This window comes from Burkholderia sp. 9120 (assembly GCF_000745015.1).
GTDB lineage: Bacteria > Pseudomonadota > Gammaproteobacteria > Burkholderiales > Burkholderiaceae > Paraburkholderia.
Window position 1 is genome coordinate 6,172,966 of the sequence record NZ_JQNA01000002.1, and the last position, 23,637, is coordinate 6,196,602.

General features: G+C 59.7%; 22 protein-coding genes. 18 read left to right on the forward strand and 4 right to left on the reverse strand.

Annotated features, from left to right (window positions below; translation table 11 throughout):
* Positions 1-170 precede the first annotated feature (170 nt).
* Positions 171-422 (reverse strand): BPSL0761 family protein, encoded by a 252-nt coding sequence (locus tag FA94_RS39965; RefSeq protein WP_035560815.1) that lies wholly within the window; start codon positions 420-422, stop codon positions 171-173.
* Positions 423-902: 480 nt separating this feature from the next.
* Positions 903-1,508 (reverse strand): HAD domain-containing protein, encoded by a 606-nt coding sequence (locus FA94_RS35430; protein WP_156126776.1) that lies wholly within the window; start codon positions 1,506-1,508, stop codon positions 903-905.
* A 371-nt stretch (positions 1,509-1,879) separates the two neighbouring features.
* On the opposite strand from FA94_RS35430, the gene FA94_RS35435 reads away from it, so the two are divergent.
* The 7 genes from FA94_RS35435 (at position 1,880) to FA94_RS35460 (ending at position 9,982) form a co-directional block, all read left to right on the forward strand.
* A complete protein-coding gene (locus tag FA94_RS35435) occupies positions 1,880-2,356 on the forward strand; it encodes a helix-turn-helix domain-containing protein (RefSeq protein ID WP_035560818.1) in 477 nt (158 codons plus the stop codon).
* Between the two features lie 539 nt (positions 2,357-2,895).
* Positions 2,896-3,876, forward strand: coding sequence for a hypothetical protein (locus FA94_RS35440; RefSeq protein ID WP_156126777.1), 981 nt, complete (start codon positions 2,896-2,898; stop codon positions 3,874-3,876).
* A 13-nt stretch (positions 3,877-3,889) separates the two neighbouring features.
* Positions 3,890-4,051, forward strand: coding sequence for a hypothetical protein (locus tag FA94_RS38975; RefSeq protein WP_156126778.1), 162 nt, complete (start codon positions 3,890-3,892; stop codon positions 4,049-4,051).
* 357 nt (positions 4,052-4,408) lie between these two features.
* The gene (locus tag FA94_RS35445; RefSeq protein ID WP_035560824.1) at positions 4,409-5,920 is read left to right on the forward strand and encodes a hypothetical protein; all 1,512 of its coding nucleotides are present in this window, start codon (positions 4,409-4,411) and stop codon (positions 5,918-5,920) included.
* Between the two features lie 346 nt (positions 5,921-6,266).
* Positions 6,267-7,874 carry a hypothetical protein gene (locus tag FA94_RS38980; RefSeq protein WP_156126779.1) on the forward strand — a complete coding sequence of 536 codons (1,608 nt, stop codon included), beginning with the start codon at positions 6,267-6,269 and terminating at the stop codon, positions 7,872-7,874.
* A 133-nt stretch (positions 7,875-8,007) separates the two neighbouring features.
* On the forward strand, positions 8,008-8,214 hold the full coding sequence (locus FA94_RS35455; RefSeq protein ID WP_035560827.1) for a YodC family protein: 207 nt from the start codon (positions 8,008-8,010) through the stop codon (positions 8,212-8,214).
* 253 nt (positions 8,215-8,467) lie between these two features.
* A complete protein-coding gene (locus tag FA94_RS35460; protein WP_081936303.1) occupies positions 8,468-9,982 on the forward strand; it encodes an ATP-binding protein in 1,515 nt (504 codons plus the stop codon).
* A 92-nt stretch (positions 9,983-10,074) separates the two neighbouring features.
* On the opposite strand, the gene FA94_RS35465 is transcribed toward FA94_RS35460, so the two are convergent.
* Together FA94_RS35465 and FA94_RS35470 are read right to left on the reverse strand one after the other, a co-directional pair.
* Positions 10,075-10,506, reverse strand: a complete 432-nt coding sequence (locus FA94_RS35465; protein ID WP_035560829.1) for a RidA family protein — start codon at positions 10,504-10,506, stop codon at positions 10,075-10,077.
* A gap of 110 nt (positions 10,507-10,616) precedes the next feature.
* Positions 10,617-12,017, reverse strand: coding sequence for a GntP family permease (locus tag FA94_RS35470; protein ID WP_035560832.1), 1,401 nt, complete (start codon positions 12,015-12,017; stop codon positions 10,617-10,619).
* Positions 12,018-12,330: 313 nt separating this feature from the next.
* On the opposite strand from FA94_RS35470, the gene FA94_RS35475 reads away from it, so the two are divergent.
* The 11 genes from FA94_RS35475 to FA94_RS35525 all read left to right on the forward strand — a co-directional run bounded on the left by FA94_RS35475 (position 12,331) and on the right by FA94_RS35525 (position 23,572).
* The gene (locus FA94_RS35475; protein WP_035560835.1) at positions 12,331-13,806 is read left to right on the forward strand and encodes a sigma-54 interaction domain-containing protein; all 1,476 of its coding nucleotides are present in this window, start codon (positions 12,331-12,333) and stop codon (positions 13,804-13,806) included.
* A gap of 87 nt (positions 13,807-13,893) precedes the next feature.
* The gene (locus FA94_RS35480) at positions 13,894-14,154 is read left to right on the forward strand and encodes a hypothetical protein (RefSeq protein WP_035560837.1); all 261 of its coding nucleotides are present in this window, start codon (positions 13,894-13,896) and stop codon (positions 14,152-14,154) included.
* 542 nt (positions 14,155-14,696) lie between these two features.
* A complete protein-coding gene (locus FA94_RS35485; RefSeq protein ID WP_035560839.1) occupies positions 14,697-14,900 on the forward strand; it encodes a hypothetical protein in 204 nt (67 codons plus the stop codon).
* A gap of 235 nt (positions 14,901-15,135) precedes the next feature.
* Positions 15,136-16,335, forward strand: a complete 1,200-nt coding sequence (locus FA94_RS35490; RefSeq protein WP_035560842.1) for a serine hydrolase domain-containing protein — start codon at positions 15,136-15,138, stop codon at positions 16,333-16,335.
* 161 nt (positions 16,336-16,496) lie between these two features.
* The gene (locus FA94_RS35495; RefSeq protein ID WP_035560845.1) at positions 16,497-16,787 is read left to right on the forward strand and encodes an H-NS histone family protein; all 291 of its coding nucleotides are present in this window, start codon (positions 16,497-16,499) and stop codon (positions 16,785-16,787) included.
* A gap of 586 nt (positions 16,788-17,373) precedes the next feature.
* On the forward strand, positions 17,374-17,898 hold the full coding sequence (fae, locus tag FA94_RS35500) for a formaldehyde-activating enzyme (RefSeq protein ID WP_035560848.1): 525 nt from the start codon (positions 17,374-17,376) through the stop codon (positions 17,896-17,898).
* A 50-nt stretch (positions 17,899-17,948) separates the two neighbouring features.
* Positions 17,949-18,986 (forward strand): aldo/keto reductase, encoded by a 1,038-nt coding sequence (locus FA94_RS35505; RefSeq protein WP_035560851.1) that lies wholly within the window; start codon positions 17,949-17,951, stop codon positions 18,984-18,986.
* Positions 18,983-20,422 (forward strand): NAD-dependent succinate-semialdehyde dehydrogenase, encoded by a 1,440-nt coding sequence (locus FA94_RS35510; RefSeq protein ID WP_035560853.1) that lies wholly within the window; start codon positions 18,983-18,985, stop codon positions 20,420-20,422. The genes FA94_RS35505 and FA94_RS35510 overlap by 4 nt, the downstream gene beginning before the upstream one ends.
* A gap of 95 nt (positions 20,423-20,517) precedes the next feature.
* Entirely contained in the window at positions 20,518-21,900 is a 1,383-nt protein-coding gene (locus FA94_RS35515; RefSeq protein WP_035560856.1) for an MFS transporter, read from the forward strand.
* Positions 21,901-22,192: 292 nt separating this feature from the next.
* A complete protein-coding gene (locus FA94_RS35520) occupies positions 22,193-22,750 on the forward strand; it encodes a fimbrial protein (RefSeq protein ID WP_035560859.1) in 558 nt (185 codons plus the stop codon).
* Between the two features lie 78 nt (positions 22,751-22,828).
* Positions 22,829-23,572 carry a fimbria/pilus periplasmic chaperone gene (locus tag FA94_RS35525; RefSeq protein WP_035560862.1) on the forward strand — a complete coding sequence of 248 codons (744 nt, stop codon included), beginning with the start codon at positions 22,829-22,831 and terminating at the stop codon, positions 23,570-23,572.
* Positions 23,573-23,637 lie beyond the last annotated feature (65 nt).

A 23,637-nucleotide genomic window follows, 5' to 3' on the forward strand; every position in this document is an offset into this window, starting at 1 on the left:
ATCTGTCGATAAACAAGACGATGCCGCCTGGGTCAGCATCGCGCACCATTGCAACCAGTTCGCGCTCCCTCATTGCCCTTCCAGTTCGATTATCACCATTTCGCAACGCAGCCCGACACCTCATTTGACGCCGAAAGTCTGTCTCGGCTGATTGTTGCGGTGTCAAGCGTTCAGCATGGCCACTCGAGCCAGCGCCCACCTTTCGCAATTAGCTCAATTTCGCCCCGGTCAGCATAGTGCCTGAGCGCGGTCACTGCCTTATCACGGAACGTCGGTAGTTGTTCCGGCGACTCGGCTAACGACAGCTCAATCAATAAATCGCGAGCACGCAACAGTGCGCGAGTTCTTTCCTCAGCCGTGGTCAATTCGCTCTCCTCGGATACGTCCGCCGCACCGTTCTCCCTCGCGTCGCGAAGGACCAAATGCCAAATCGCTGCTACAAACTATCGACGGAACATCGCTCAGTCGTCTTGAGGCGGCTCATCAATCGCTAGTGCTTGCCGCCAGTCAGGCACAAGGTCTGGAGTGACGTCTTTCCACCTCTTTATTTCCCAAATCCTCACCACCCGAGACCACACATATTCACCATCTCTATCATGGCCAGCGCGTCCGACAAGCTGGTAAGTGCTTCCGGTAGCAGTGGACCCAGTGCGGGTGACCGGGTCAAACACGCGAATAGGAGTGCTAACTCGACCGTCGTTGTTAACGATATCGAAGCCCACAAAATGCCGTTCACCCGTGTCGTCTCGTTCGCGAATAGACCATCTTTCGAGCACGACATGACAAGGGGCTAAGAAGTAAAGCGACATGAACGCTCCTGGTTGCGCGACACACTGATGACTTTCGACGGGTCGAACTTGGGATGGCGAGTTCGTGACGCAAATCCAACGTAAGCTGAAACTTCACCTCATTGCCTCCTCGCTCACGAGATAGCGGAGCTTGCGCTGAAACGCCACATCATCGCCAGCACGAATGGGTGATATGTATTTCCGCGCGCGTTTCAAGTCGCGGCTGCCGACTGTGGCCCGCAGCATGTCATCTTCTGTAAGCGGATTTGTCGCTTGCTCGCCTAACAAACGCAGATGCTCGAGAAGACTCACTTGAGCTTCTTCGTCAAACCCTTGTTCGATGCCGACGTCGATGCGCCTGGTTTCCGTCAGGTAAGTAAACTCAAAGTCCGGTGAGGCAATGACGATAAATGGTTCGGCGCGGCCCGACATGAAATCGAGCACTGCCGATTCTTTCGTGCTTCCCAGCGTTCTGACTACATTGACGATGCGTCGCCCGAATTCACGCGAAGAGCGCAACTCCTCGAGGTCATAGTAAAAGGGCCAATCGTTCGCTATGACAATCACAGCCCCGGAATATGATTCGAGCGTTCGCGCAAGCAGTAGTGCATCGGTTTCAAGCGTGCGAGTTGCTTGCGGCGCGCCGTCTCGCGTGGCGAGCGATGGGTGCCGACGCATTGGCGGTAAAACACCACCCACGCAGAAAAAAACGAAGACCATGCTCCCTCCGGGCTGTGCCGACTACCACGGGCTAATCCGCCGTACCTGTCAGCAAGGTTGTCTATTTAACGTGTGCGGCTACGGCACGCTCCAACTGTCCCTGCTTCACGACCCTCTCGACACCTATCGTTTTTCACGTCCGCCAAGGCAAACGGCCGCCCGCCCAACGTACGACAGACGTGACTTTTCAATTGCCGACCTGGCCGACAAGTAAGCGTTATCAATCTTTCGGAGGCGGCGGCCGCATACAATCGCTACGTTAGACAGCAAGGGCACGGATTGAGACTATTGTATCTTTATATGAGTGATACTTTCAAGCGTGCTTTTTCGAAGTAGTAGAAAAGAAATGTGAGGCAGGCCAAAGTTCGAGCATGCCAACACTCGACGAAGCAGTCGCGCTCGGACTTTCCGAGAGACTTCAGAAAATTCGAAAACGCAAAGGCCTATCGCAAGACCAACTGGCCGCGAAGGCGTCGGTATCCCGGCCCAATCTTGCCGCGCTGGAGCAAAAGCGCCGCGCTAACCTGCGCCTGACTACGTTGGTCCGCTTTGCTCAGGAACTGGACGTCGATGTTTTGGATTTCCTGTCTGACCGCCCGGAGGACGAGCAGCGTCCCGAAAAACCGGAGCCGCTTGCGCGTGTCATTGCCAACGTAAAAATCTTTCGTGCAGCGCAAGGGCTCAGCCAAGAATCGCTGTCAGTTAGAGCGAACAGGTTTCGCACGTACGTCGGACGGCTAGAAAACGGGGCGGCAAATCCCATGGTGGTGGACTTGCAGGACCTCGCCAATGTGCTCGGCGTTGCCATTCCCGAGTTGCTTCGCCCCGCTTCTCCGGAGACCCGCTAAGAACTTTTGTTCGTTTTGTCTTCACTCCAAGGCGGAAGCTGTCTCACGGTTGCCGCGTCACAATCGACAAGAATCAAGCATGTCGCAATTCACATGGCACCTAGTCGCGAATTCTAGCGAGATAAAAGCATTAATCGAAGCGAACGTCCCGCGATACCTTCCCGACAGAATTCTGACTTGGCATGACCGGCTATCGACAGATATTCGCTCCATAATGCTAGAAAGGCCCTGCCCGGATGAGGACTTGGCCGAAGCTACGTAGCTCCGGAATCGCTATCAGACAGCAAGCACCTCGAGTGCGTGCGAATTCACTTCTTCGCCGATGGTGTCGATTATGATATTGAATCTGGACGGTTCTCTACATCCGAGGAAGAAGTCGCTGCACGGTATCGCGGGTTCACTACCTTGCGACCCCTGACCGAATTCGCCGCAGGTAGCACGGTTATCGACCCACGCGCGCTTGGTGTACACGGGTATCTGAACGTCGCATCCCACCAAATAAGAGTCAACGGTCTTTCACTACAAGTCGCTGGCTTTGCTTGGATGAACCAGTTACCAATGGTGGCTACGTGTGCGTACAAGGGAGCTGGTCGATTTTTCGCCACTGTCATGCCGTGGGCTGGAGCGACAGGATTTTGAGCCTGAGGGAAATCAACGACACAGTGTTGAGATTATCGCCCGATTCCGCGCCATCGTACGATGGCATGAACCTCCATGCCGCTGCAAAAGCGCTCGAAACTGTCATTCCAAGTTGCAGACTTACGTGGATACAGGACGACGATGAGGCGACGTTCCTTGACACTCTCGTAGCAAATGTAGATTCTGGGTTTCCGATATTGGCCGAAGTCCGCGAGAGAGAACATGCAGTCGCCGTGGTCGGATACAAACTAGCCTCCGAACGCGCGATGCCGAGCTTAACCGAAAGGGTAACCTTGCGCGGCGTTATCACCGGTCTCTACGTATCAGACGACCATCATTTCCCGTATCGCTACGTCCCCTGCATCGTTTCAGAAACTGAGAAAAACGGCACCCGGCAATATCAGGTTCAACACATACGCGGTTTCGCGACGGTCTTTCCCCGAAAAAATGTCATCGACTTCGACCGCGCGAAGACCGTGCTGTCCAAGCTTGTTGTCCAATACGGGCCGTCACTTTGGACGCCGCCACGCAACGAGTCCGTCACACGCATCTTTGCCAGGTCTTGGGAAGTAATGAAGCGCCACGTGTGCTCGTCAGTCAATGGACTTCAAGTCGAGGAGCAGGAGAGGCTCAACGTCATAAGCTGGCCGCCGCACGTCTGGGTCGCCGAGATATCAAATCCGAAAAACGCTCTTGGCGGCGTAGCGGCAACATTCATCAGCGCCGCAGGAACTTACGACGTAAGTTTTTCGCTCTGCTTCAGCAGTCACTCAGTCATTGTAAATAGCGCTGGCGTAAACTTTATCCTCGGTCGCAATGGTCTCGGTAAGCCTCATACAACGGTCCTGACTGCGGTAACTACACTAACCGCATACAGCTAACCGGAGACAAAAAATGGAACCCGAAAACGCCTCAGAGAACGTTCTCGACGAAAGAAATATGCGGGCGTTTTTTGAGGAACTCGAGCGCCTGCGCCACCAGTTGGTGGCGCAGCAGAAGGCTGACGAGAAAGCAGCGGAAGAGCATGGGTTGCACTCTCCAAAAATGTGGCGGTAGGCGGCGTTTGAGGGGCGCCGAGACTATCCGATGAGTTCGGGGCGCGACAGTCTCGACAAGTCCACCGCAACCGGCCTCCCGGCGCTGGCTATACGGGTTAGCGTCGTCTCACGACGCGCTCCGCGCAAGTACGAAAATTCTGCCTACTTGACGAACGTGAATGTTTTTGCGTATTCTAAAAAACAGGTAGGGACTCCCTGCCCGGGTAAGTTGGCACCCGTCACGCGCACGCAACGCACCAGGCAAAGCCAGACCGCCTCACCCCCCCACATTGAGTGTTGACTCCTGAACCAGGAGGGCGCTCAGGTAACGCGTGCCGCCTGACCATGCAAGCCCTCCATTGGTCAAGGACGTCTCATGTCTGACTTCGCCATCCCCTCTCTGGCCGAACAGGCCGCTATCCTCCACGCGTTTGTGGGTCGTTCCAGCTTTTCCTCTGACTCGGCACGTGCAATCGTCGAAGCGCTCGTTGACGTGCACGAGGCCCAGCTGACTTCAGCGCTTCGTCAGCGATTGCAGCTGCAACGGGTCAAGCTTGGTCACATGCAGGCTTCACAGGTCGCCGCGCAGCTCCGTGGACGTCGCGGCATGAATGACCGCCAGCAAACTCTTGCGTTCGGCGTTCAGTTCGCAGCGGTCGGTCAAGAAGGTGTGCAAGGGCAGTGTGTTGAATTCGCCGACGCCGCCCATGCTTTCTTGAACGGGGTAGCGACGTTTGCGTCGCAGCTTCATCAACCTTTTACCGCCACGCTGACGCGCAATCACCGGGCGGTGATGTGCACTTTCGGTGAAGTAATGCAGCCTGGCTACGCCATCGCACTGCTGATGCTCTCCGACGAAAGCCGTGTGTCCGAATGGATTGAGGAAATGCCGACCTTTCTCGAGGCATTGCGCCGCACTGTTGAAGAGGCGGGAAGCCCAGGCATCCTCGTTGGTTATGCGTGCGCGCGGTACGGGAATGTCGGCCACAAAAACAGCGGCGAACTCGAGATATGGCGCGGTGGTTTGCGCGTCGCCGTCGGACACGAACTTGAGGCGTACTCCGCGCTGCTCGAACGTTGGACGCCTGAGCAGGTGGGACAGGCCGTAGCGGATGGCTCAGCGATTCGGATTGGAGAAGAGTCGCTGCCAATCGTCTATGCGTTACGCGAGACCGAGCCGCTCCTTCGCGTTACCAACTACATTTCCCAGCATCCCGTGACCGAATCGCTGCTGAAGCGTGCTCAACGCTTTGCAAGGCGTGACCTCATGCATTCTCTGGTGAAGCCGGCTGCCACAATTCGCTACCCTGCCGGGAGCGGATTGCCCGAATCCGTGGTGCTCAATGAAGATGCATTGGACCGTGTGCTAGCCGAGAGGGGGATGTCTAGGGCTGGCCTAGCCGAAAAACTCGAGGTTGAGGAAGGAGAGCTGGAGTGGCGTGTGCCCATCGGGCTGTTCATCAAGGTCGCGACCTTCCTGGAGGTTGCCGACTACAACGAACTGGTCGGACGTATTCCGCAGAACGCATGGGTCGATGCGCAGTCTTCCGAGGTCCTCCAGGGACTACTGGACGCAACAGATGTCGTGAGCTTCGCACTGTCTTCCACGCTCGCCCCTGAGGACCGTGAGACGGTCGAGCAGGCCACAGAGGACCTCACGGCTGCACGTTGGACGCAACAACAGAATCGGGCGGGTGGTATTGAGGGTCTGGATGGCGCAATTCACTCCGTTGATGCCGAGGAGTTTCTGGCTCAACTGCAACATGTCGACTGCCTCGTACGCGCAGGTGTGAAGCCGTTCTTTACGCCGGTGCCCGACTATGAGGTTCCAGCCATCGGTAAGCGCCTCGTCATCGCCGTGCTTCCAACAACGCGTGTCGCTACGTAGTATTGCTGCAGACGGCCGTCTGCGATAGGCGGCCGCTTAACCACCGTGACTACTGTCGTATGCAATGAAAATGAGACTGCCGATTCGACCCGGCAGCCTCAAGCCGAATGGAACACTAGCCGGCTGTTGACTTCAACGGCAGTTTTCGCAACAACAATCGACTGAAACCCATCGCGGCGAGAACTCAGTGACGATGTGAAAAACGCTGCTCTATGCTTTGCAGCGACACGCCCGCTGGTGTCTTTCAGGAAATCAGTGACTCTGGCGACGGCTGCGTCTATTGGGCGGAAAAAACAAGTATTGAGCAGGCCACCTGAAAAGTGGCTAACGACGGGGACTCTGTGTCATGAACCAAGTGAGCGATTCAGCATCGGCGGCGGATACATCTGCGAGGCCCTTGCCGGCGTCTACAAACGCGGGCATTTTTGACATCTCCGAAGCGGACGGGGTGAACGCCTCCGAGCGGCTCTTGATGCGGCTCTGTCGACGGTCATTTCTTAGTCTTTGGTCATTCGCGAACCTGCATACCGACGAAGACATGCGTGACGGCCGTGGCAGCGCGAAGGAATTCGCTGATGTCCTGGTGGTATTCGGCAACGATGTCATTATCTTCTCTGATAAGCATGTCCCGTTTCAGGACGACAAGCCACTCGACGTCGCTTGGAAGCGCTGGTATAGACGTGCGGTGGACGCGTCTGTTCGACAGCTTTATGGTGCAATGAACTGGCTGAAGCGCTATCCAGAAAGAATCTTTCTCGACAGCAAATGTCAACGTCCGCTCCCAGTCTCGATACCTGGCATCGAAAACGCAAGATTTCATCTGATAGCGGTTACCCGTGGAAGCTTCGATGCGTGTAGCCGATATTTCCACGGAAGTCGCGGTACGCTGCAAGTTCGAACGGATGTTCATGGTCAGGACCACGGTGATAACCCATTCACAGTTGGCTTGGTGACGCCCGGGAAAACATTCGTTCATGTACTCGACGAGTTCGCGCTCGAGGTCGTGCTTCGTGAGATGGATACAGCATCGGATTTCATCTCTTACCTATGCGACCGGGAAACCTTCCTTACCTCGAATATACGCGTCGTCGCCGCTGGGGAGGAACAGCTAGTCGCCTCATATCTGCAAAATGGGAACGAGCTTGGGCGGGGCTTTCTACCTCCCTCGGCGAAGGGCAAATCACTGGATATAGCTATTTTCGATGAGTCTCACTTCGACGGGCTCATTCGACGACCTGAGTACATCGCAAAAAAGCGACTCGACCGACCCAGCTACGAATGGGATAGGTTAATCGAACAGTTCATTCAGCTCGGAGACCCAGCGCTTGTCGCGCCGCCGGGCCACACACAGGATAATCGCGAAACGGAAGAGGCTCTTCGTGTAATCGCGAGCGAATCTCGTTTCCAGAGGCGCATCCTTATAGATGTCATTCGAGGACTGCTCCTTAGGGCGCGAGAAGAAGATGGGCGCGCAGCACGTCTTTTCACGACCGAGCAAAACCCCGAACGTGTATATGTATTTCTGTCTGTGCCCAAGCGAGGTCACGAAACCTACGAGGAGTATCGACGCTACCGTATGGCGGTACTGCATGCCTACTGCAGGTGCGCCAAATTGAAGTGCCCTGACGGCAAACTCTTCATCGGCATTGCGTTCGACCATCCGAACAAAGACTATCCCGGTTCATCAGAAGACCTGTTTGTCTACGAGTGCATTGACCTCGATGACGAGACCCGTACGGAGCTAGAGCATTTCCGTGCGGAACTCGGAATTCTTGCGGATAGCTCAGAATTGAAGCGCATGCGGGCATCTGAATATCCCTATTTTGCAACGCCAAGTCGTGACTTGCAGAGCGCTGTGGCAGACCACGCTCGGCAACGCCAGGAGAAGAAGAAGAGGAACCGTGCAAAGGCGGCAAAGGCATCCCGCAGCATAAATCGGAAGCGAGGTAGGTGATATCGACTCGTCTCAGCGTAATTGGACGATGCTGCCCCTTCCAACAGACTTCCGGAAAGCTATCTGCTAGGTCAGTAACTGAGTTGCTACACGAGAAGTAGCACTCACTCAACCTTGTTCGGAGAAATGTTTCATGGCATCTGCAAAACTGGTCGTCGGAGACGTGGTCAAGCTCAAATCGGGCGGCCCGTGGCTCACTGTGACGGAAGATAAATTTAAAGCTGGCTCGAAGACCGTTGCTTGTAGCTGGTTTTCCGGCGACGACCTTCGTACGGAGGTTTTCCTTCGCGAAGCCCTAGAGTCGAAAAACTCGCCGGAGGCCGCGCCGTCTGTTGCGTAACTTGAGCACACAAGAGCTATCTGCAGGAGCTTACGACCTCACAGCTTCTGCGATGTCACTAAGTCGCGAGTTCTGTGGTCGAAGTTGCTGCTAAAACTGGGCGAGCAAACGCACGGGGCATCCCGCAAAAAATGCGAAAAGTACCAGCCGATTCAATCTGTTACGTGATTCAAATACGGCACGATTTTCCTGCAAAATTGCGATTTCTTTTTGGAGTAAATTTGCAGCGAATATTTAGAACGTTCACACGCGTATCGCGCAGATCGTGAACAACCTGCTGAGCAATGCATTCAAGTTCACGTCGTGCGGCAAGATCACGTTGAGTGGGGAGATCAACGACGACCCGCAGGGCAACCCCGTTCTCATCTGCCGGGTCGTTGATTCGGGGATCGGCATGGATCAGGCGCTGGTGGCGCGCGTTTTCAATCCGTTCGTGCAAGGCGAGGCGAGCACGTCGAGCCGCTACGGCGGCACGGGCCTCGGGCTATCGATCTGCGCGCGGCTGTGCGAGTTGATGGGCGGCCATATTTCGGTCGAAAGCGTGGCGGGCGTCGGTAGCGCATTCAGTGTCGCGATTCCGCTCGCGCTGCCGTCGGAAGAGCCGCGCGCGGGCGTCGAGCCGCCGCGCCGTGGCCATGCGCTGGTGTTGTGTCAGGAGCGCGAGTCGGGACAATTGCTTGAAACCGGCTTGCAACGGAAGGGCTGGAGCGTGCATACCGAAACGTCGATGCGCGGCGCGCAAGTGTGGCTGCGAGTGAATCGTCCGGATGTGCTGGTGGTGACCGGCGAATACGATCTCGACGCGGTGGCTGAATTGCGTGAGGCGCAGGCAATTGGGACGGTGTGGATCACGTATAGCGGGCCGCATACGCCGGCTTCGCGCGGCGACGGTATCTTCGAAGTCAGCGAATTCAGCCGCAAGGCGGTGCTGTCCGCGATCGATCTCGCGACTGGCGCCGTAAATGCGCGCGACGCCGCTGCGGCGCATCCCGTCGAGCCCGACGTCGCGTTGCCTCAGCACGTTCCTGCCGCGTTGCAGGGGCTGAGCGTACTGGTCGCTGAAGACAATCCGTTGATTCAAAGCCTGATCGTCGAGCAACTCACCACGCTGGGTTGTTTGCCGACCATCGCCGGGGACGGTCGGCAAGCGCTGGCAGCGGTTCATCAGGCTCGCTTCGACGTGCTGCTGAGCGACATTCATATGCCGGTGATGGACGGATACGCGTTGCTGGCGCGCGTGCGCAACTCGCATCCGGATCTGCCGGTGCTGGCGTTCAGCGCCGTGACCGACACACAGGACGACGCCGCGTGGCGCGAGCGCGGCTTCGCGGGGCATGTCGCCAAACCGGCGTCATTGGGTGAGCTGGAGGCGGCGTTGCTGGAGGTCGCGTCCGCGCGTCCGCAAGGAGTCGAGGAGCCGGCGGCGGAGACTGGCGCGGTCGGTGCGCCGCTGTCTTCCCTCAGTACCCTTAGTGCGGACGATAAAGCGCGCTACAACGCCATGCTCAGAACGCATCTGCAGAGCGAACTGCCGAGGCTGATGGCGATGGTCGAAGGAGAGGATCGGGAGGCGCTGGGCGGCTGGGCGCATAGCGCCGGCGGCGCGCTCCTGATCGTGCAGGAGGCGGTCTTCGCGCAGCAATGCCGCGAGCTGCAGCAGCTATGCCGCGGCAGCGAACGGTGGACGATCGAAATGGACGAGCGCGCCATCTCGTTGCACGACGAGTTGATCGACCACTTCGGCCTGGATGAACAGTCGATGCATTGAAATGGCGGCTGGCGTGGTGATGCGATGCGTTGGCCTGCGTTGGCCTGCATCGCTCCGCGTGCTTGTCTGCCGCGCGGCCTGCCCGCTGCGATTCAGCCCGGCCCCGGCCCCGGCCCCGGCCCCGGCCCCGGCCGTCTGGCGATGAAATCGATCTCGACCAGCGCGTCGCGCGCAAGCGCGGTGACGCCGATGCAGGTTCGGGCCGGCAGCGCCGTCGCGGGAAAGTAGGCACGGTAGACGGCGTTCATCGACGCATAGTCGCGCTTGAACTCGGTCAGAAAGATGCGCGCGGCGACGACGTGTTGCAGGCCGATGCCCGTACCTTGCAAAACCAGCACCAGGTTGTCCATGACGCGCTGCGTTTGCGCGACGACGCCCTCGGGTAAGGGCGCGTTGTCGTCGGTGGGCGAGGTCGGCATCTGGCCGGTCACGAAGACCCAGCCGTCGGCTTCGGTCGCGTGAGAGAAAGGGCCGACCGGCGTGGGTGCGGTCGGGATCATCCAGAAGGTAGGGGCGGAGGTCATGGGCGAGGCGGCGGTTCCGGTTGTCGACACGCTACGCTAACCGAACAAAACGTTATGCGCCGATCAAGTCGAGTCGGCCGCCGTTGCCCACGACAGGAAAGCCTTCTCCCTCAAACCAGGCCAGTCGCGTAATACACGCCAATCACGAAGAACACCGCCATCGTCTTGATCACCGTCACCGCGAAAATGTCGCGATACGACTGACGGTGCGTCAAACCCGTCACTGCCAGTAGCGTAATCACCGCGCCGTTATGCGGCAGCGTGTCCATGCCGCCGCTCGCCATGGCGACGACCCGGTGCAGCACTTCCATCGGAATATGCGCGGCCTCCGCGCCTTTGATGAACGTGTCCGACATGGCCGCCAGCGCGATGCTCATGCCGCCCGATGCCGATCCCGTGATACCCGCCAGCGAGCTCACCGACACGGCGGCATTGACGAGCGGATTAGGAATGCTCTTCAGCGCGTTGCTGACCACCAGAAAGCCCGGCAACGCGGCGATCACGCCACCAAAGCCATATTCCGACGCGGTATTCAACGAAGCCAGTAACGCGCCCGCCACCGCAGCCTTGGTGCCGATCGCAAAACGCTCGCGCACACGGCCGAACGCCGTGATCACGACCATGACGATACCAAGCAGCAGCGCGCCTTCCACGGCCCAGATCGCGACCACGCTCTTGATCGTCGTGGTGACCGGTGCATGGATGCCCGGCAGAATGTCCGGTGCCACCGTGTAAGTCGCGCCGTACCAGTTCGGAATCCAGCGGGTCAGCAGAAAGTTCGCAACGCCCACCAGCACCAGCGGCGCCACGGCCAGCAGCGGATGCGGCAGTTGTTTCGATTCGACGCGTTCCGGCTCGTTGACGAGATTCGTGCCGTAGCCTTCGCCGGTAGCCATTGCCGCGCGACGGCGCCATTCCAGATACGTCAGGCCGACCACGATGATGAACAGCGAACCGATCACGCCGAGCGCGGGCGCGGCCCACGAAGTCGTCTTGAAGAATGTGGTCGGGATGATGTTCTGGATCTGCGGCGTACCGGGCAGCGAGTCCATGGTGAACGAGAACGCGCCGAGCGCAATGGCGCCGGGCATCAAGCGCTTCGGAATATTGCTTTGACGGTACAACTCGGCGGCGAACGGATAGACCGCGAACACCACCACGAACAGCGACACGCCGCCGTAGGTGAGCAGCGCACATACCGCGACGATCACCGCATTGGCGCGCGAGCGGCCGATATAGCGAATGGCCGCGGCCACGATCGACTCCGAGAAACCGGACAGCTCGATCACCTTGCCGAACACGGCGCCGAGCAGAAAAACCGGGAAGTAGAGCTTCACGAAGCCGACCATCTTCTCCATGAAGATGCCGGTGAAGACCGGCGCGACCGCGGACGGATCGGTCAGCAGCACGGCGCCGAGCGCGGCGATCGGCGCAAACAATATGACGCTGTAGCCGCGATACGCGGCAAACATCAGGAACGCCAATGCGGCGAGGACGATGACAAAGGACATTGAGTCTCCAAAGCTTGGTTGTTCTACGTGGTCGCCGTCCCGACGACGCGACGGCACGGCCGCCCGCAAGCGCAGGTTCCGTGCCATCCGCGGCATAACGGCTAGCCCATTGATTTCGCAGGCCGAAGTTCGAAACGTGATGCGGCGGATTGTACCCAAACGTCTCTAAATCGGGACGCAATTCAGCAGAAGATACGTCAAACCGAGGTTAAACCCCTATCTGGCAGGCTTGCTGGCGATCTCTTCGATGAGATATGCTTGTCTACGAAACGAGACAAGCATAATTAGAACGATAGCCGGAGACAGCGACAACATGATGAACGACTGGGCGGGCCTTCCTGCCACGTACGGCGACGTACTTCGCCGGGCGATGGACTCGCTTTTCCGCACCTTCGAAAATTTCAGCGAAGGCACGTTCATCGTCGACGCCGAGGCGCGCGTCGTCTGGATCAACAAGCGCTACGCGGCGCGGTTCGGTTTCTCGGACCCGCAGCAGGCGATTGGCCGCGATTGCGAAGCGGTGATTCCCAATAGCCTGATGCGCGAGGTCGTGAAGACCGGCAAACCGATTCTGCTCGATATTCTGGAAACGGACCGCGAGCCGCTCGTCGTCACGCGTTTACCGCTCAAGGACGACGCCGGGAACACGGTCGGCGCCGTGGGTTTTGCGCTGTTCGACGAGTTGAAGGCGCTGACGCCGCTCTTTTCTCACTACTCGCGCGTGCAGCAGGAATTGATCGCGACGCGTCAATCGCTGGCGCAGGCGCGGCGCGCCAAATATACGTTCGGCAGTTTTGTCGGCACCAGCGCGGCCAGTCTCGAGGTGAAACGCCAGGCGCGTCGCGCGGCGCAACTCGAGTCGCCGGTGCTGTTGCTCGGTGAAACCGGCACCGGCAAGGAGTTGCTCGCGCATGCCATTCATGGCGGCTCGGCGCGCGCGAATCAGCCGCTCGTCACGGTCAACGTCGCGGCGATTCCCGATACCTTGCTCGAGGTCGAGTTCTTCGGCGCCGCGCCGGGCGCGTACACCGGCGCGGACCGTAAAGGGCGGGTCGGCAAGTTCGAACTGGCGAACGGCGGCACGCTGTTTCTCGATGAAATCGGCGATATGCCGTTGCCCTTGCAGGGCAAGCTGCTTCGCGTGTTGCAGGACAAGGAGTTCGAACCGCTGGGCTCGAACCGGATTGTTCGCGCCGACGTGCGGATCATCGCCGCGACGTCGGCCGACTTGCCCGCCCAGGTCGCGGCGGGACGCTTTCGCGCCGACCTGTTCTACCGGCTGAACGTGCTGACGATCCAGGCGCCGCCGTTGCGCGAACGCGCGTCCGACATCGAAGCGTTGGCCTACGCGATGCTCGAGGATCTGTCGACGCAAGCGCGCGGCAGCAATCACTTCGAATTGCAGGACGACGCGTTGCGGCTGCTGTGTTCCTATGGATGGCCGGGCAATGTGCGCGAGTTGCGCAATACGCTGGAGCGGGCCGTGATGCTGTCCGATAGCGAGCGGATCGATGCGCGGGCGCTCGCGCCGTTGATCGGCATGGCGCACGGCGTCGGGGTGGGCGTGGGCACGGCCGTCGGCGCGGCTTCAGCCACTCACGCGTCAGGGACGCCAGCCGGTGTCCCTGAACCCGCGTCATGGAGCGACGCGATGGCGGCGTTCGAGAAGCGCTTTCTGAGCGATGCGTTGCGTGCCAACGGTGGGCGCGTGATCGACACGGCCGCGCAAATCGGCATGGGCCGCGCCACGCTCTACAAGAAGATCGCGGCGTACGGTATCGACGCGTAACGAAACCCGCTCATATCGGGCGACGCAGCGTAATAGTCGCGTGGCACAATCGCGTGATCGAAAAACAAGACGTGATCGGGGTTTCAAATGAAACGCAGTCTCTCCTTCTTTGCGCGCCGGGCCTGCGCCATCGCGGCAGTCGGCGCCGTCGCCGTGTTGAGCGGTTGCAGCAGCAGCGCGCCGCTGTTCTTGCCGGACGGCCGCGCCACTACGCTGGTTCAATGTCCGGCCGGCTCCGACTCTTGCGCGCAGCAAGCCAACGCAAGCTGCGGCGGCGCGTTCGACGTGGTGCGCCAGTCCAGCGACAACGGCACGCTTAGCCTGATCTACGCCTGCCGCCCCAAATGACGTAGCGCCAGCGCAAAGCTGGCGCGGTCCGATCGATCCGTTGCCCGGATGCTCCGTTTGCCGACGTTCCACGAAGGCGGAGCCTCTGTCTCACAGCTTTCATTTTCGCTCGTCACACTCAACCGGCCGGGGAGTCAATTTCTCGGCATCTCGGCACCTCTGCATTAAATGCATGGTGGTCGGTAATGTTCAATCCGCGACAGGTAATCGTTTCTGCGGTCAATAATCATACGAAAACGTTAAACGCCATTTTTTCTGATTATTTTTCTTTCCACTATCGTCGTGTAATTGCAAACACCTATTTTCTCGTCTATGAACCGAGTCGGTGCGGCACCTAACGGAACGCGAAGTTTGTCGGCAGTACGCTTTTCCGTGCGCTTTGTTATTAACGCGCTACGCAGATTTTGCTGTTTTTTCTAATCACGCCGGAGTGAGTACAGAATAATTTTCCGTCAGGGTTAAGGTGGTAAGACATCAGCGGCACGCTTTATGCTTTGATGGTTGCTTCGAAATGAGTTCAATGAGTATTCCGGGGAAAAGCAATGGATCATCACCAACTCGAAAAAGATATTGAGCATCTTGAGCACGTCATCTCACACATCTCCGCCGAAGACCGCATTCCGCTGTCCTACTGGCGTGGCCGCATCGATTCGGTGTCCGGCGCGGTGCGCATGCCCGCCCAGGCCAGCCGCGTCAAACGTCTCAATGCCGTGCTCTCGGAGCTCGAGCAGCGGCAAAAAGTCTGACGCGTCACCACAGTGGACGAACGGTGTGTCACCCCCAAATCGGGTAACGTTTTCTGAAAAACGCGGTAACGGTCATTATTTCCGAATCAGTCGACGCGTTATCTTTTACCCGACTTGCGTCATGTCCGGCGTTACGATTGCACGGGTTTTCCTGTGTCGATCGTCGACGGTCGGACGACGCACGGGCGGGTGAAACATAAATGGGCGAATGCGTCCCCACTGATTCAGGATAAACATGCAACCAGCAGGACTTTCAGCGACGCGACTGACGGCGCTGACGAATGCCATGCAAGGCTACGTGGAACGCGGCGAAGTGGCGGGCGTCGTGTCGATGGTTTGGCGGCGTGGTGAAATCGGTTATTTCGAGCCATTGGGCTGGCGCGATGAAGCCGCGCAATTGCCAATGGAACGCGACACGTTATTTCGCATTGCGTCGATGACCAAGCCGGTCACAAGCGCCGCGATTCTGATGCTGATCGAAGAAGACCGCCTCGCGCTGGACACACCGATCTCGCTGTGGCTGCCCGAACTCGGCGCACCGCGCGTATTGCGCGATCTCGCCGGCCCGCTCGACGAAACCGATCCGGCCAAGGCGCCGCTCACCGTGCTCGATCTGTTGACGCATCGCGCCGGCTTCGCCTATCACTTCACCGCGACCGGGCCGCTGGCGGAAGCTTATGCAGCTGCGTTCAACGGCTTCGAAGCGCACGGCGACGCCAGCGCGTGGCTGACCCGCATCGCGGCCTTGCCGTTGATGTTCCAGCCGGGCTCGCGCTGGCACTACGGCATCGCGACGGATGTCCTCGGCGTGCTGATCGAGCGTGTGAGCGGCATGTCGCTCGGCGAGTTCTTTCGCACGCGGATTTTCGAGCCGCTCGGCATGCGCGACACCGCGTTCTGGGTGCCCGACTCGCAGCTCGCCCGACTGGCGACCGCCTATAGCGTCGAGCCGGGCACGCGGCAGCGCGTGGTCGAAGATCATCCGTCGGCAAGCCGTTGGGCGAATCCTGGACGTTTCCAGAGCGGTGGCGGCGGTCTCGTGTCGACGGCCGCCGATTATCTGCAGTTCGCGCAACTACTGCTCGGCCGCGGACGAGTCGGCGCGACGCGCTTGCTGTCGCATCGCTCGGTCGATCTGATGCGCTCGAACTTTCTCACGCGCGACCAGCGCCGCGTGCCCGCGTTCGGCCATGTGTTGTGGGCGGGGCAGGGGTTCGGGCTGGGCTTGTCGATCGTCGACGATCCGGCGCAGCAATTGCCGCTCGGCTATCGCTCGCTCGGCTCGTTCGGCTGGCCGGGCGCGTATGGCACGAGCTGGTTTGCCGATCCCGTGGAAGACCTGATCGGCCTGATGCTGATTCAGCGGCGCGGGATCGAACCGTTCCCAATGGCACTCGACTTCGAACGCCGCGTGTACGATGCGATTGACGATTGAATACGGCGGGTGCGCTCGCCAAGCCGTCAGCCCGGAAGCCTCCCTGAGCGGCCTCCCTAAGCGGGCCTCCCTATCCGGCACTTTATTCGTCTGATAGTGTCCCCGAGGGGACTTCCTCAGGGGCGTCCTGCAGTTCGTCCACCCGAAACGGAGCATCCGCCATGGCCACGTACAAGCAGTTGACTGCCCAGCTCGAAAAACTCCACAAGGAAGTTGCCGTGGCCCGCGAGAAGGAAATTGCGCAGGCCATCGTCGACATCAAGCAGCAAATCGCCGACTACGATCTGACCGCCGAAGAGCTCGGTTTTTCGAGCAAGCGTGTGCCGGGACGTAAAACGACATCGGTCGCCAAATATCGCAACCCGAAAACCGGCGAGACCTGGAGTGGCCGTGGCCGTTCTCCGGGCTGGCTGGCGGGCAAGAATCGCGAGCGCTTTCTGATCGAAAGCTGACGCCTGGCGTGCCGTGGCGCGTGCAGGGACAGCGCATCGCGCTGTCTGAAGTGATGTCGCGCGCGGTTTTTTCCGCACCGCTGGGCCGGTCCCGAAAACACTCACCTTTGACCTCGACCCGCACCGCGGACCCCGGCATTTTCCGCATGATGCATGTCGAGTTGCGTTGTTTCGGTGGGCCTGGTTTTGTCGGTTGGCGCACCTTCCAACCTGCTTGCGGCCACGCTCCCGAACTTGCCGCCAATCCTGTCGAAACCCACGCCAGCCTTGGCTGACGGGCGTTACCAGGCGATCCGAAGAATCGGTTTCCGCCGGGTTCAGCGCGGTTCGTCTCTCTTTTCAGCTTCGTGTTGCCAGTGCGTGAGCGTCGTCTCGCGCGATCACCTTTCACGGTGATTCGGGCTTCACCGTCGCAGGTCCCGAAAACACTCACCTTTGCGTTCGCCTCCGGCTGCCGCCCTTCATCGTGCTCCGCACAAACCCGGAGTTGAGTTCGCCTCATACCCCGCATCAAAACTCATCGTTACAGGGGCGAGGTTGCCGAACAGCACAATCGGTCATCTCTTTACCCCCCAACGGAATGACCATGAGCGTATCGACGGACACACAACTCTTTATCGGCGAAGGATTCGAGGGCCCGGGCGTCAACCTCGCTCACATCAACGTGCTGGTCGGCCCGCGCAACGGTCCGGCAGGACAGGCCTTCGCCACCGCATTGGCGACGCCTTCGGCGGGCCACGCGCCGTTCGTCGTGATCGTGCGTCCGGGCGTGCCGACCAAACCTCTGACGCTGTATGTGAACAAGGCGCAGATCGGCAGCGACTTCCACGGCAACGCGACATGGGGTGCTTCGCAAGCGGGCATCGCGAAGGCGGTTGCCGAGTCGCTGGAAAACGGCACGCTGCCGCCCGAAGCGGAAAACGATTGGGTGGTGGTGTCGGCGAACTGGGTCAACCCGAGCACCGACGATCTCGACGCCGTTTTCGAGAACAACTACCGCGCGTGCAAGAACGCAATCCTCGCCGCGATGAAGGGCCTGCCGCATCGCGATGAAGTTTTCGCCGCGGCGCGCGAAGTGTCGAATCCGCTTTACACGCCCAAACAACGTTGATCGTGTGGCGCGCCTCGTAGCGCAGCCTCGTACGACAGGAGACAAGCATCATGGAATACATTCGCCTCGGCCATTCCGGCCTCAAGGTTTCGCGCTTGTGCCTCGGCACGATGAACATGGGCACGCCGCAATGGAAGCCCTGGATTTTCGACGAAGCGCAAAGCGAGCCGATCGTTCGTCACGCGCTCGAAGCGGGCGTGAACTTCATCGACCTGGCAGATTTCTATTCGACCGGCGTCGGCGAAGAAGTGGTGGGCCGCATTCTGAAACGGATCGCGCGTCGCGAGGAAATCGTCGTGACGACCAAAGTCGGCTATGACATGGGCGTGTATCAGAACGCCGGCGGCCATTCGCGCAAGCACATCATGGACGGCATCGACGGTTCATTGACACGCCTCGGCATGGACTACGTCGATCTCTACATGCTGCATTTCTTCGACGTCAACACGCCGGTCGAGGAAAGCATGAGCGCGATGAACGATATCGTGCGCGCCGGCAAGGCTCGCTATATCGGCGTGTCGACCATGTACACGTGGCAGTTCGCGAAGATCATGCAGGTCTGCGAGCGCAACGGCTGGCACAAGCCGATCAACATGCAATTGCAGTTGAATCTGGCGTATCGCGAGGAAGAGCGCGAAATGATTCCGTATTGCCAGGATCAGGGCGTCGGCGTGTCGGTGTTCAGTCCGCTGGCGCGCGGGCTGCTGACCTGCGATCCGAACTCGACACGCAATCAGACCGACTTCTTCACCGCGCAGATGTATGGCGACGACGCTTCGCGCGAGATCGCCGCATCGGTGGCGCGGGTGGCCGCACGGCGTGGCGTGTCCGCCGCGCAAATCGCGCAGGCGTGGGTGCTGAATCATCACGGCGTCGCGAGCATGCTGGTCGGCGCGGATACGCCGGCGCAGTTCGATAGCGCCGTGGCCGCACTCGGCACCACGCTCTCGGCGGATGAGCTGTTCGAACTCGAACGCAATTACACGCCGTGCGACCTGATCAACGATTACACCTCGGGACGGCGTATCGCGCGTGAGCCTCGGCTCGCGCAAGGTACGTTCGTCGAGAATCTGGAGAAGGCGGCATGAACGAATTTCTGCGCACGGCGCATTACATTGGCGGCGAGTGGTACGAGAGTACCAGCACCTATGCCGTGCTGAATCCCGCGACCGGCGAGGTCGTCGCTCAGGTCGCGAAAGGCGGTGCGGAAGAAGCTGCGCAGGCGATTGCCGCGGCCGAGCGTGCGTTTCCCGCGTGGCGTGCATTGACCGCCAAAGAGCGCAGCGCGCGCGTCAAAAGCTGGGGCGAGTTGATGCTCAAAAATCGCGACGCGCTCGCCGAACTGCTGACGCTCGAGCAGGGCAAACCGCTCGCCGAAGCGCGCGGTGAAGTCGGCTACGCGGCCAGCTTCTTCGAATGGTTCGCGGAAGAAGCCAAGCGCGCCTATGGCGACGTGATCCCGAGTCCCAATCCGAACGCGAAGATCATCGTCACGCGCGAACCGGTGGGCGTGGTCGCGGCCATCACGCCGTGGAATTTCCCGCTTGCGATGATTACGCGCAAGGCAGGTCCCGCACTGGCGGCCGGTTGCACGATGGTGCTCAAGCCGTCGGAGGAAACGCCGTTGTCCGCGTTGGCGCTCGCGGTGCTGGCGCAGAAAGCCGGCATTCCGCCGGGCGTGTTCAACGTCGTTTCCGGCGACGCGGTGGCGATCGGTGGCGCGCTCACCGAATCCGACGTGGTGCGCAAGCTCTCATTCACCGGCTCGACGCGCGTCGGCAAACTGCTCGCGAAGCAGTCGGCGGATACGCTGAAGAAGCTGTCGCTCGAACTCGGCGGCAACGCGCCGTTCATCGTATTCGACGACGCCGATCTCGACGCCGCCGTGCAAGGCGCGATGGCGTCGAAATTCCGTAACACCGGGCAGACCTGCGTGTGCGTGAATCGCTTCTACGTGCAGGACGGCATTTACGACGCGTTCACGCAGGCGCTGACGAACGCGGTGCGCAAGATGCGCGTCGGGAACGCGTTGCAAGGCGAGGTCGAACAAGGTCCGCTGATCAATCAGGCGGCGTTGAGGAAGGTCGAAACGCACGTCGCCGATGCGTTGCAAAAGGGCGCGAAGATTTTGACCGGCGGCAAACCGCATGCGCTCGGCGGCACGTTCTACGAGCCGACCGTTCTCGCCGACGCCTCCAGCGCGATGCTGATCGCCGCCGAAGAAACCTTCGGTCCGGTAGCGGCGTGCTTCCGCTTCAAGACTGAAGAAGAAGCCATCCACGCGGCCAACGACACACCGTTCGGCCTGTCGGCGTATTTCTATACGCGCGACCTGGCGCGGGCGTGGCGCGTCGGCGAAGCGCTGGAAAGCGGCATGGTCGGCATCAACGAGGGGATTCTGTCGACGGAAGTCGCGCCGTTCGGTGGCGTCAAACAATCGGGCCTCGGCCGCGAAGGTTCGAAGTACGGGCTCGAGGAATACACCGAGCTGAAATACATGATGATGGGCGGCCTAGGGCGCTGAGCGGCAAATCTGCGCGTCTCGCCACGCGCCTGCCGGAAAAATGTCGCGGAAAACACGCGGCGTGACCGGTCATTCATAAACACGAAGGAGACAGCGTGAGCAATCAGGATATCCAGACGGCCACTCTCGGCCTTGCCCCTACCTTGCCGGCCGCGCCGACCCCCGCGCGCGGCCCCATTTCGCTCGACGACGTTCCGCTGAACGCCTTTCACGTCAAGATCGCCGGTTTGACGTTCGGCGCGCATTTCACGGAAGGATTCGCGCTCGGCACGATCGGCTACGCGCTGGCCGCGATGAATCGCCAGATGCCGCTCGACGCGTTCTGGATGGGCATGATCGGTAGCTCCGCGCTGATGGGGATTTTCTTCGGCAGCCTGGTATTCGGCTGGTTGTCGGACCGGCTCGGGCGCCAGAAAATTTTCCTGCTGAGTTTCCTGATCATCACCGCGGCCGCGTTTGCACAGTTCTACGTGCGCTCGCCGGCCGAATTGTGTTTGCTGCGCGTGCTGATCGGCTTCGGCATGGGCGGCGATTTCGCGGTGGGGCATGCGATTCTCGCGGAATTCTCGCCGCGCAAACATCGGGGCACCTTGCTCGGCTCATTCAGTGTGGTGTGGACGATCGGCTATGTGGTGGCGAACGTGCTCGGCATGCATTACGCCGACGCATCGCCCGATGCCTGGCGGTGGTTGCTTGCCTCCGCGGGGGTTCCCGCGCTGATCGTGCTGGTGTTGCGCTTGGGCACGCCTGAATCGCCGCGCTGGTTGCATGGCAAAGGCCGCGTCGCGGAAGCCCGCGCGGTGCTGCTCAAGCATTTCGGCGCCCACGTCACGCTCGACGGCGGCCACGACGAACACGGTCAGACGACTGGCGGCTTCGCGCGTCTGTTCAGAAAAGACCTGATTCGCCGGACGATTTTCAATTGCGCGTTTTTTGTGTGCCTCGTCATTCCATATTTCGCGATCTATACATTCCTGCCGACCATCCTGAAAGCGATCCATTTGAACAACGACTCGAGCGCGGATTTTCTGCTGAACGGATTTCTCGTGCTCGGTGCGCTGATCGGTATCTGGCTGACGATCAAATTGCCGCGCCGGGTGTTCCTGATTGGATCGTTCGCGGTGACGTGTTTGTCGCTGATCGCGCTGAGCGTGCTGCCGGAGTCGGCGACGATGGGCATGATCGTCGCGTTCGCGATCTTTACGCTGACGATGTCGGCGTTCTCCAATCTCGTCGGTGTGTTTCCACCGGAATGCTTTCCCACCGAGGTGCGCGCCTGCGGCGTGGGCCTCGCGATCGCTTGCAGCCGGCTGGGGTCGGCAGTCGGCACATTTTTGCTGCCGCTGGGCATCGTCCACCTGGGTTTTCACGCGACGATGACCGTGTTGGCGACGGTCCTGCTGATCGGCATGGTGGTGTCGATCGCGTGGGCGCCTGAGACGAAACATCTCACGCTGAACGAAGCTAGCGGCGCTTAACTCGCAGCAACGCTGAAAAAAAACCCGCCGCATCGGTAACGATGCAGCGGGTTTTTTATTTGTGGCTCGAATTCTGGCCCGAACATCCGATTCGGGCTTTTTTATCGTCGAGATTTTAGGAGAAATCTTATTTTTTCCCTTATCGAAAAACATATCAGCGAAATGCCTCAAATCCCGCGCCTTACCTATCCCAATTAATAAGAATCGTCCTAGATATTTAAGCGGCGCGAAATTTTAATATTTCTTTGCGCCTGAACGACAGGCCACTTCTTAACTCACCGGAGTAGCAAACATGAAAGCAACCCTTCCCGCCATCGCGATCGCAACCAGCAGTCTGTTGGGGCTCGCATCGTTCAGCGCGCAGGCCGCGGACGGCACGATCACCATTACCGGCACGGTGTCGGATACCACGTGCTCGATCAACGGCAAGGCATCGGGCACCTCGGCTGACAAGTCGATCACGTTGCCGTCTGTGTCGGCTGGTTCGCTGTCGACGGCGGGCAACGTTGCCGGTACGTCGAGCCCGAGCGACGTCGTGCTGACCCTGAGCGGCTGCACGGGCACCGCCACGAAGGCGATCTCCCGCTTCGAAAATGGTCCTACCGTCGACCAGACCAGCGGTTACCTCAACAACTCCGGAACGGCGACGAAAGTGCAAGTGCGTTTGCTGAACGCGCAGATGCAACCGATCAACATCACGACGAACGCGAACAACGACATCTCGACGAACGCGGCGACGATCAGCACTGGTGGCGCGAGCCTGAAGTATTTCGCGCAGTACTACGCAACGGGTAAGGCGACTGCCGGCACCGTCAGCACGTCGGTTCAATACACGATGCAGTATCAGTAAGCGAAGGCCAAAGGCGTTCGTTGACGCGAACGCCTTTTTTGACGGCTATTTTCGAGATTATTTGTTAAAGGTGATGTGATGAAGTTGCTCGGAAAAATGACGATGGGAATCGGTTTGGCCTGCGCGCTGCTCGCGGTTAGCGCACAGGCCAGCGTGACGATCGGTGGCACGCGCGTGGTGTATCCGCTGGAGCAACGCGAAGTCACGGTCAAGCTGGAAAACGACAGCCGCGGCCCGTCGCTGGTTCAGGTATGGATGGACGACGGCAATCCGGACGCAAAACCCGGTGAAATCAAGGTGCCGTTTGTGATCACGCCGCCGATCTTCCGCATGGATCCGAAGAAAGCGCAGACGCTGCGCGTGATGTATAGCGGCGAAGCGGTGCCGCAGGATCGCGAATCGATCTATTGGCTCAACGTACTCGACATTCCGCCGAAGGCCGACAGTGCGCCGGACGTCAACTCGCTGCAACTGGCGTATCGCACGCGTATCAAGGTCTTCGTGCGTCCGGCCAGGTTGCCGGGCAATCCCGAGGACGCCCCGGCGCAGTTGACCTGGAAGATCGCCACGTCGCCGGATGGCAAAAGCCAGGCGATCAGCGTCACGAATCCGACGCCGTACTACGTGTCGTTCAGCGAAGTCGATGTGGAAAGCAACGGGCATGTCTTCAAGAACGAACAGGGCGGCATGGTTGCGCCGCGCGCATCGGTGGTTCTGCCGATCGCAAAGATGAATGCTGTTGGCGCAGGCGCCAAGGTTCACTACACCGCAATCAACGACTACGGCGGCGCGCTCGACGGCGACGCGTCGCTCGGCCAATAGGCCGCAGCAGTTTGCCGGCCGGGCGGCCGCCTCCGTCCGAATTCAACCTTTTTCAAGCACGGCGT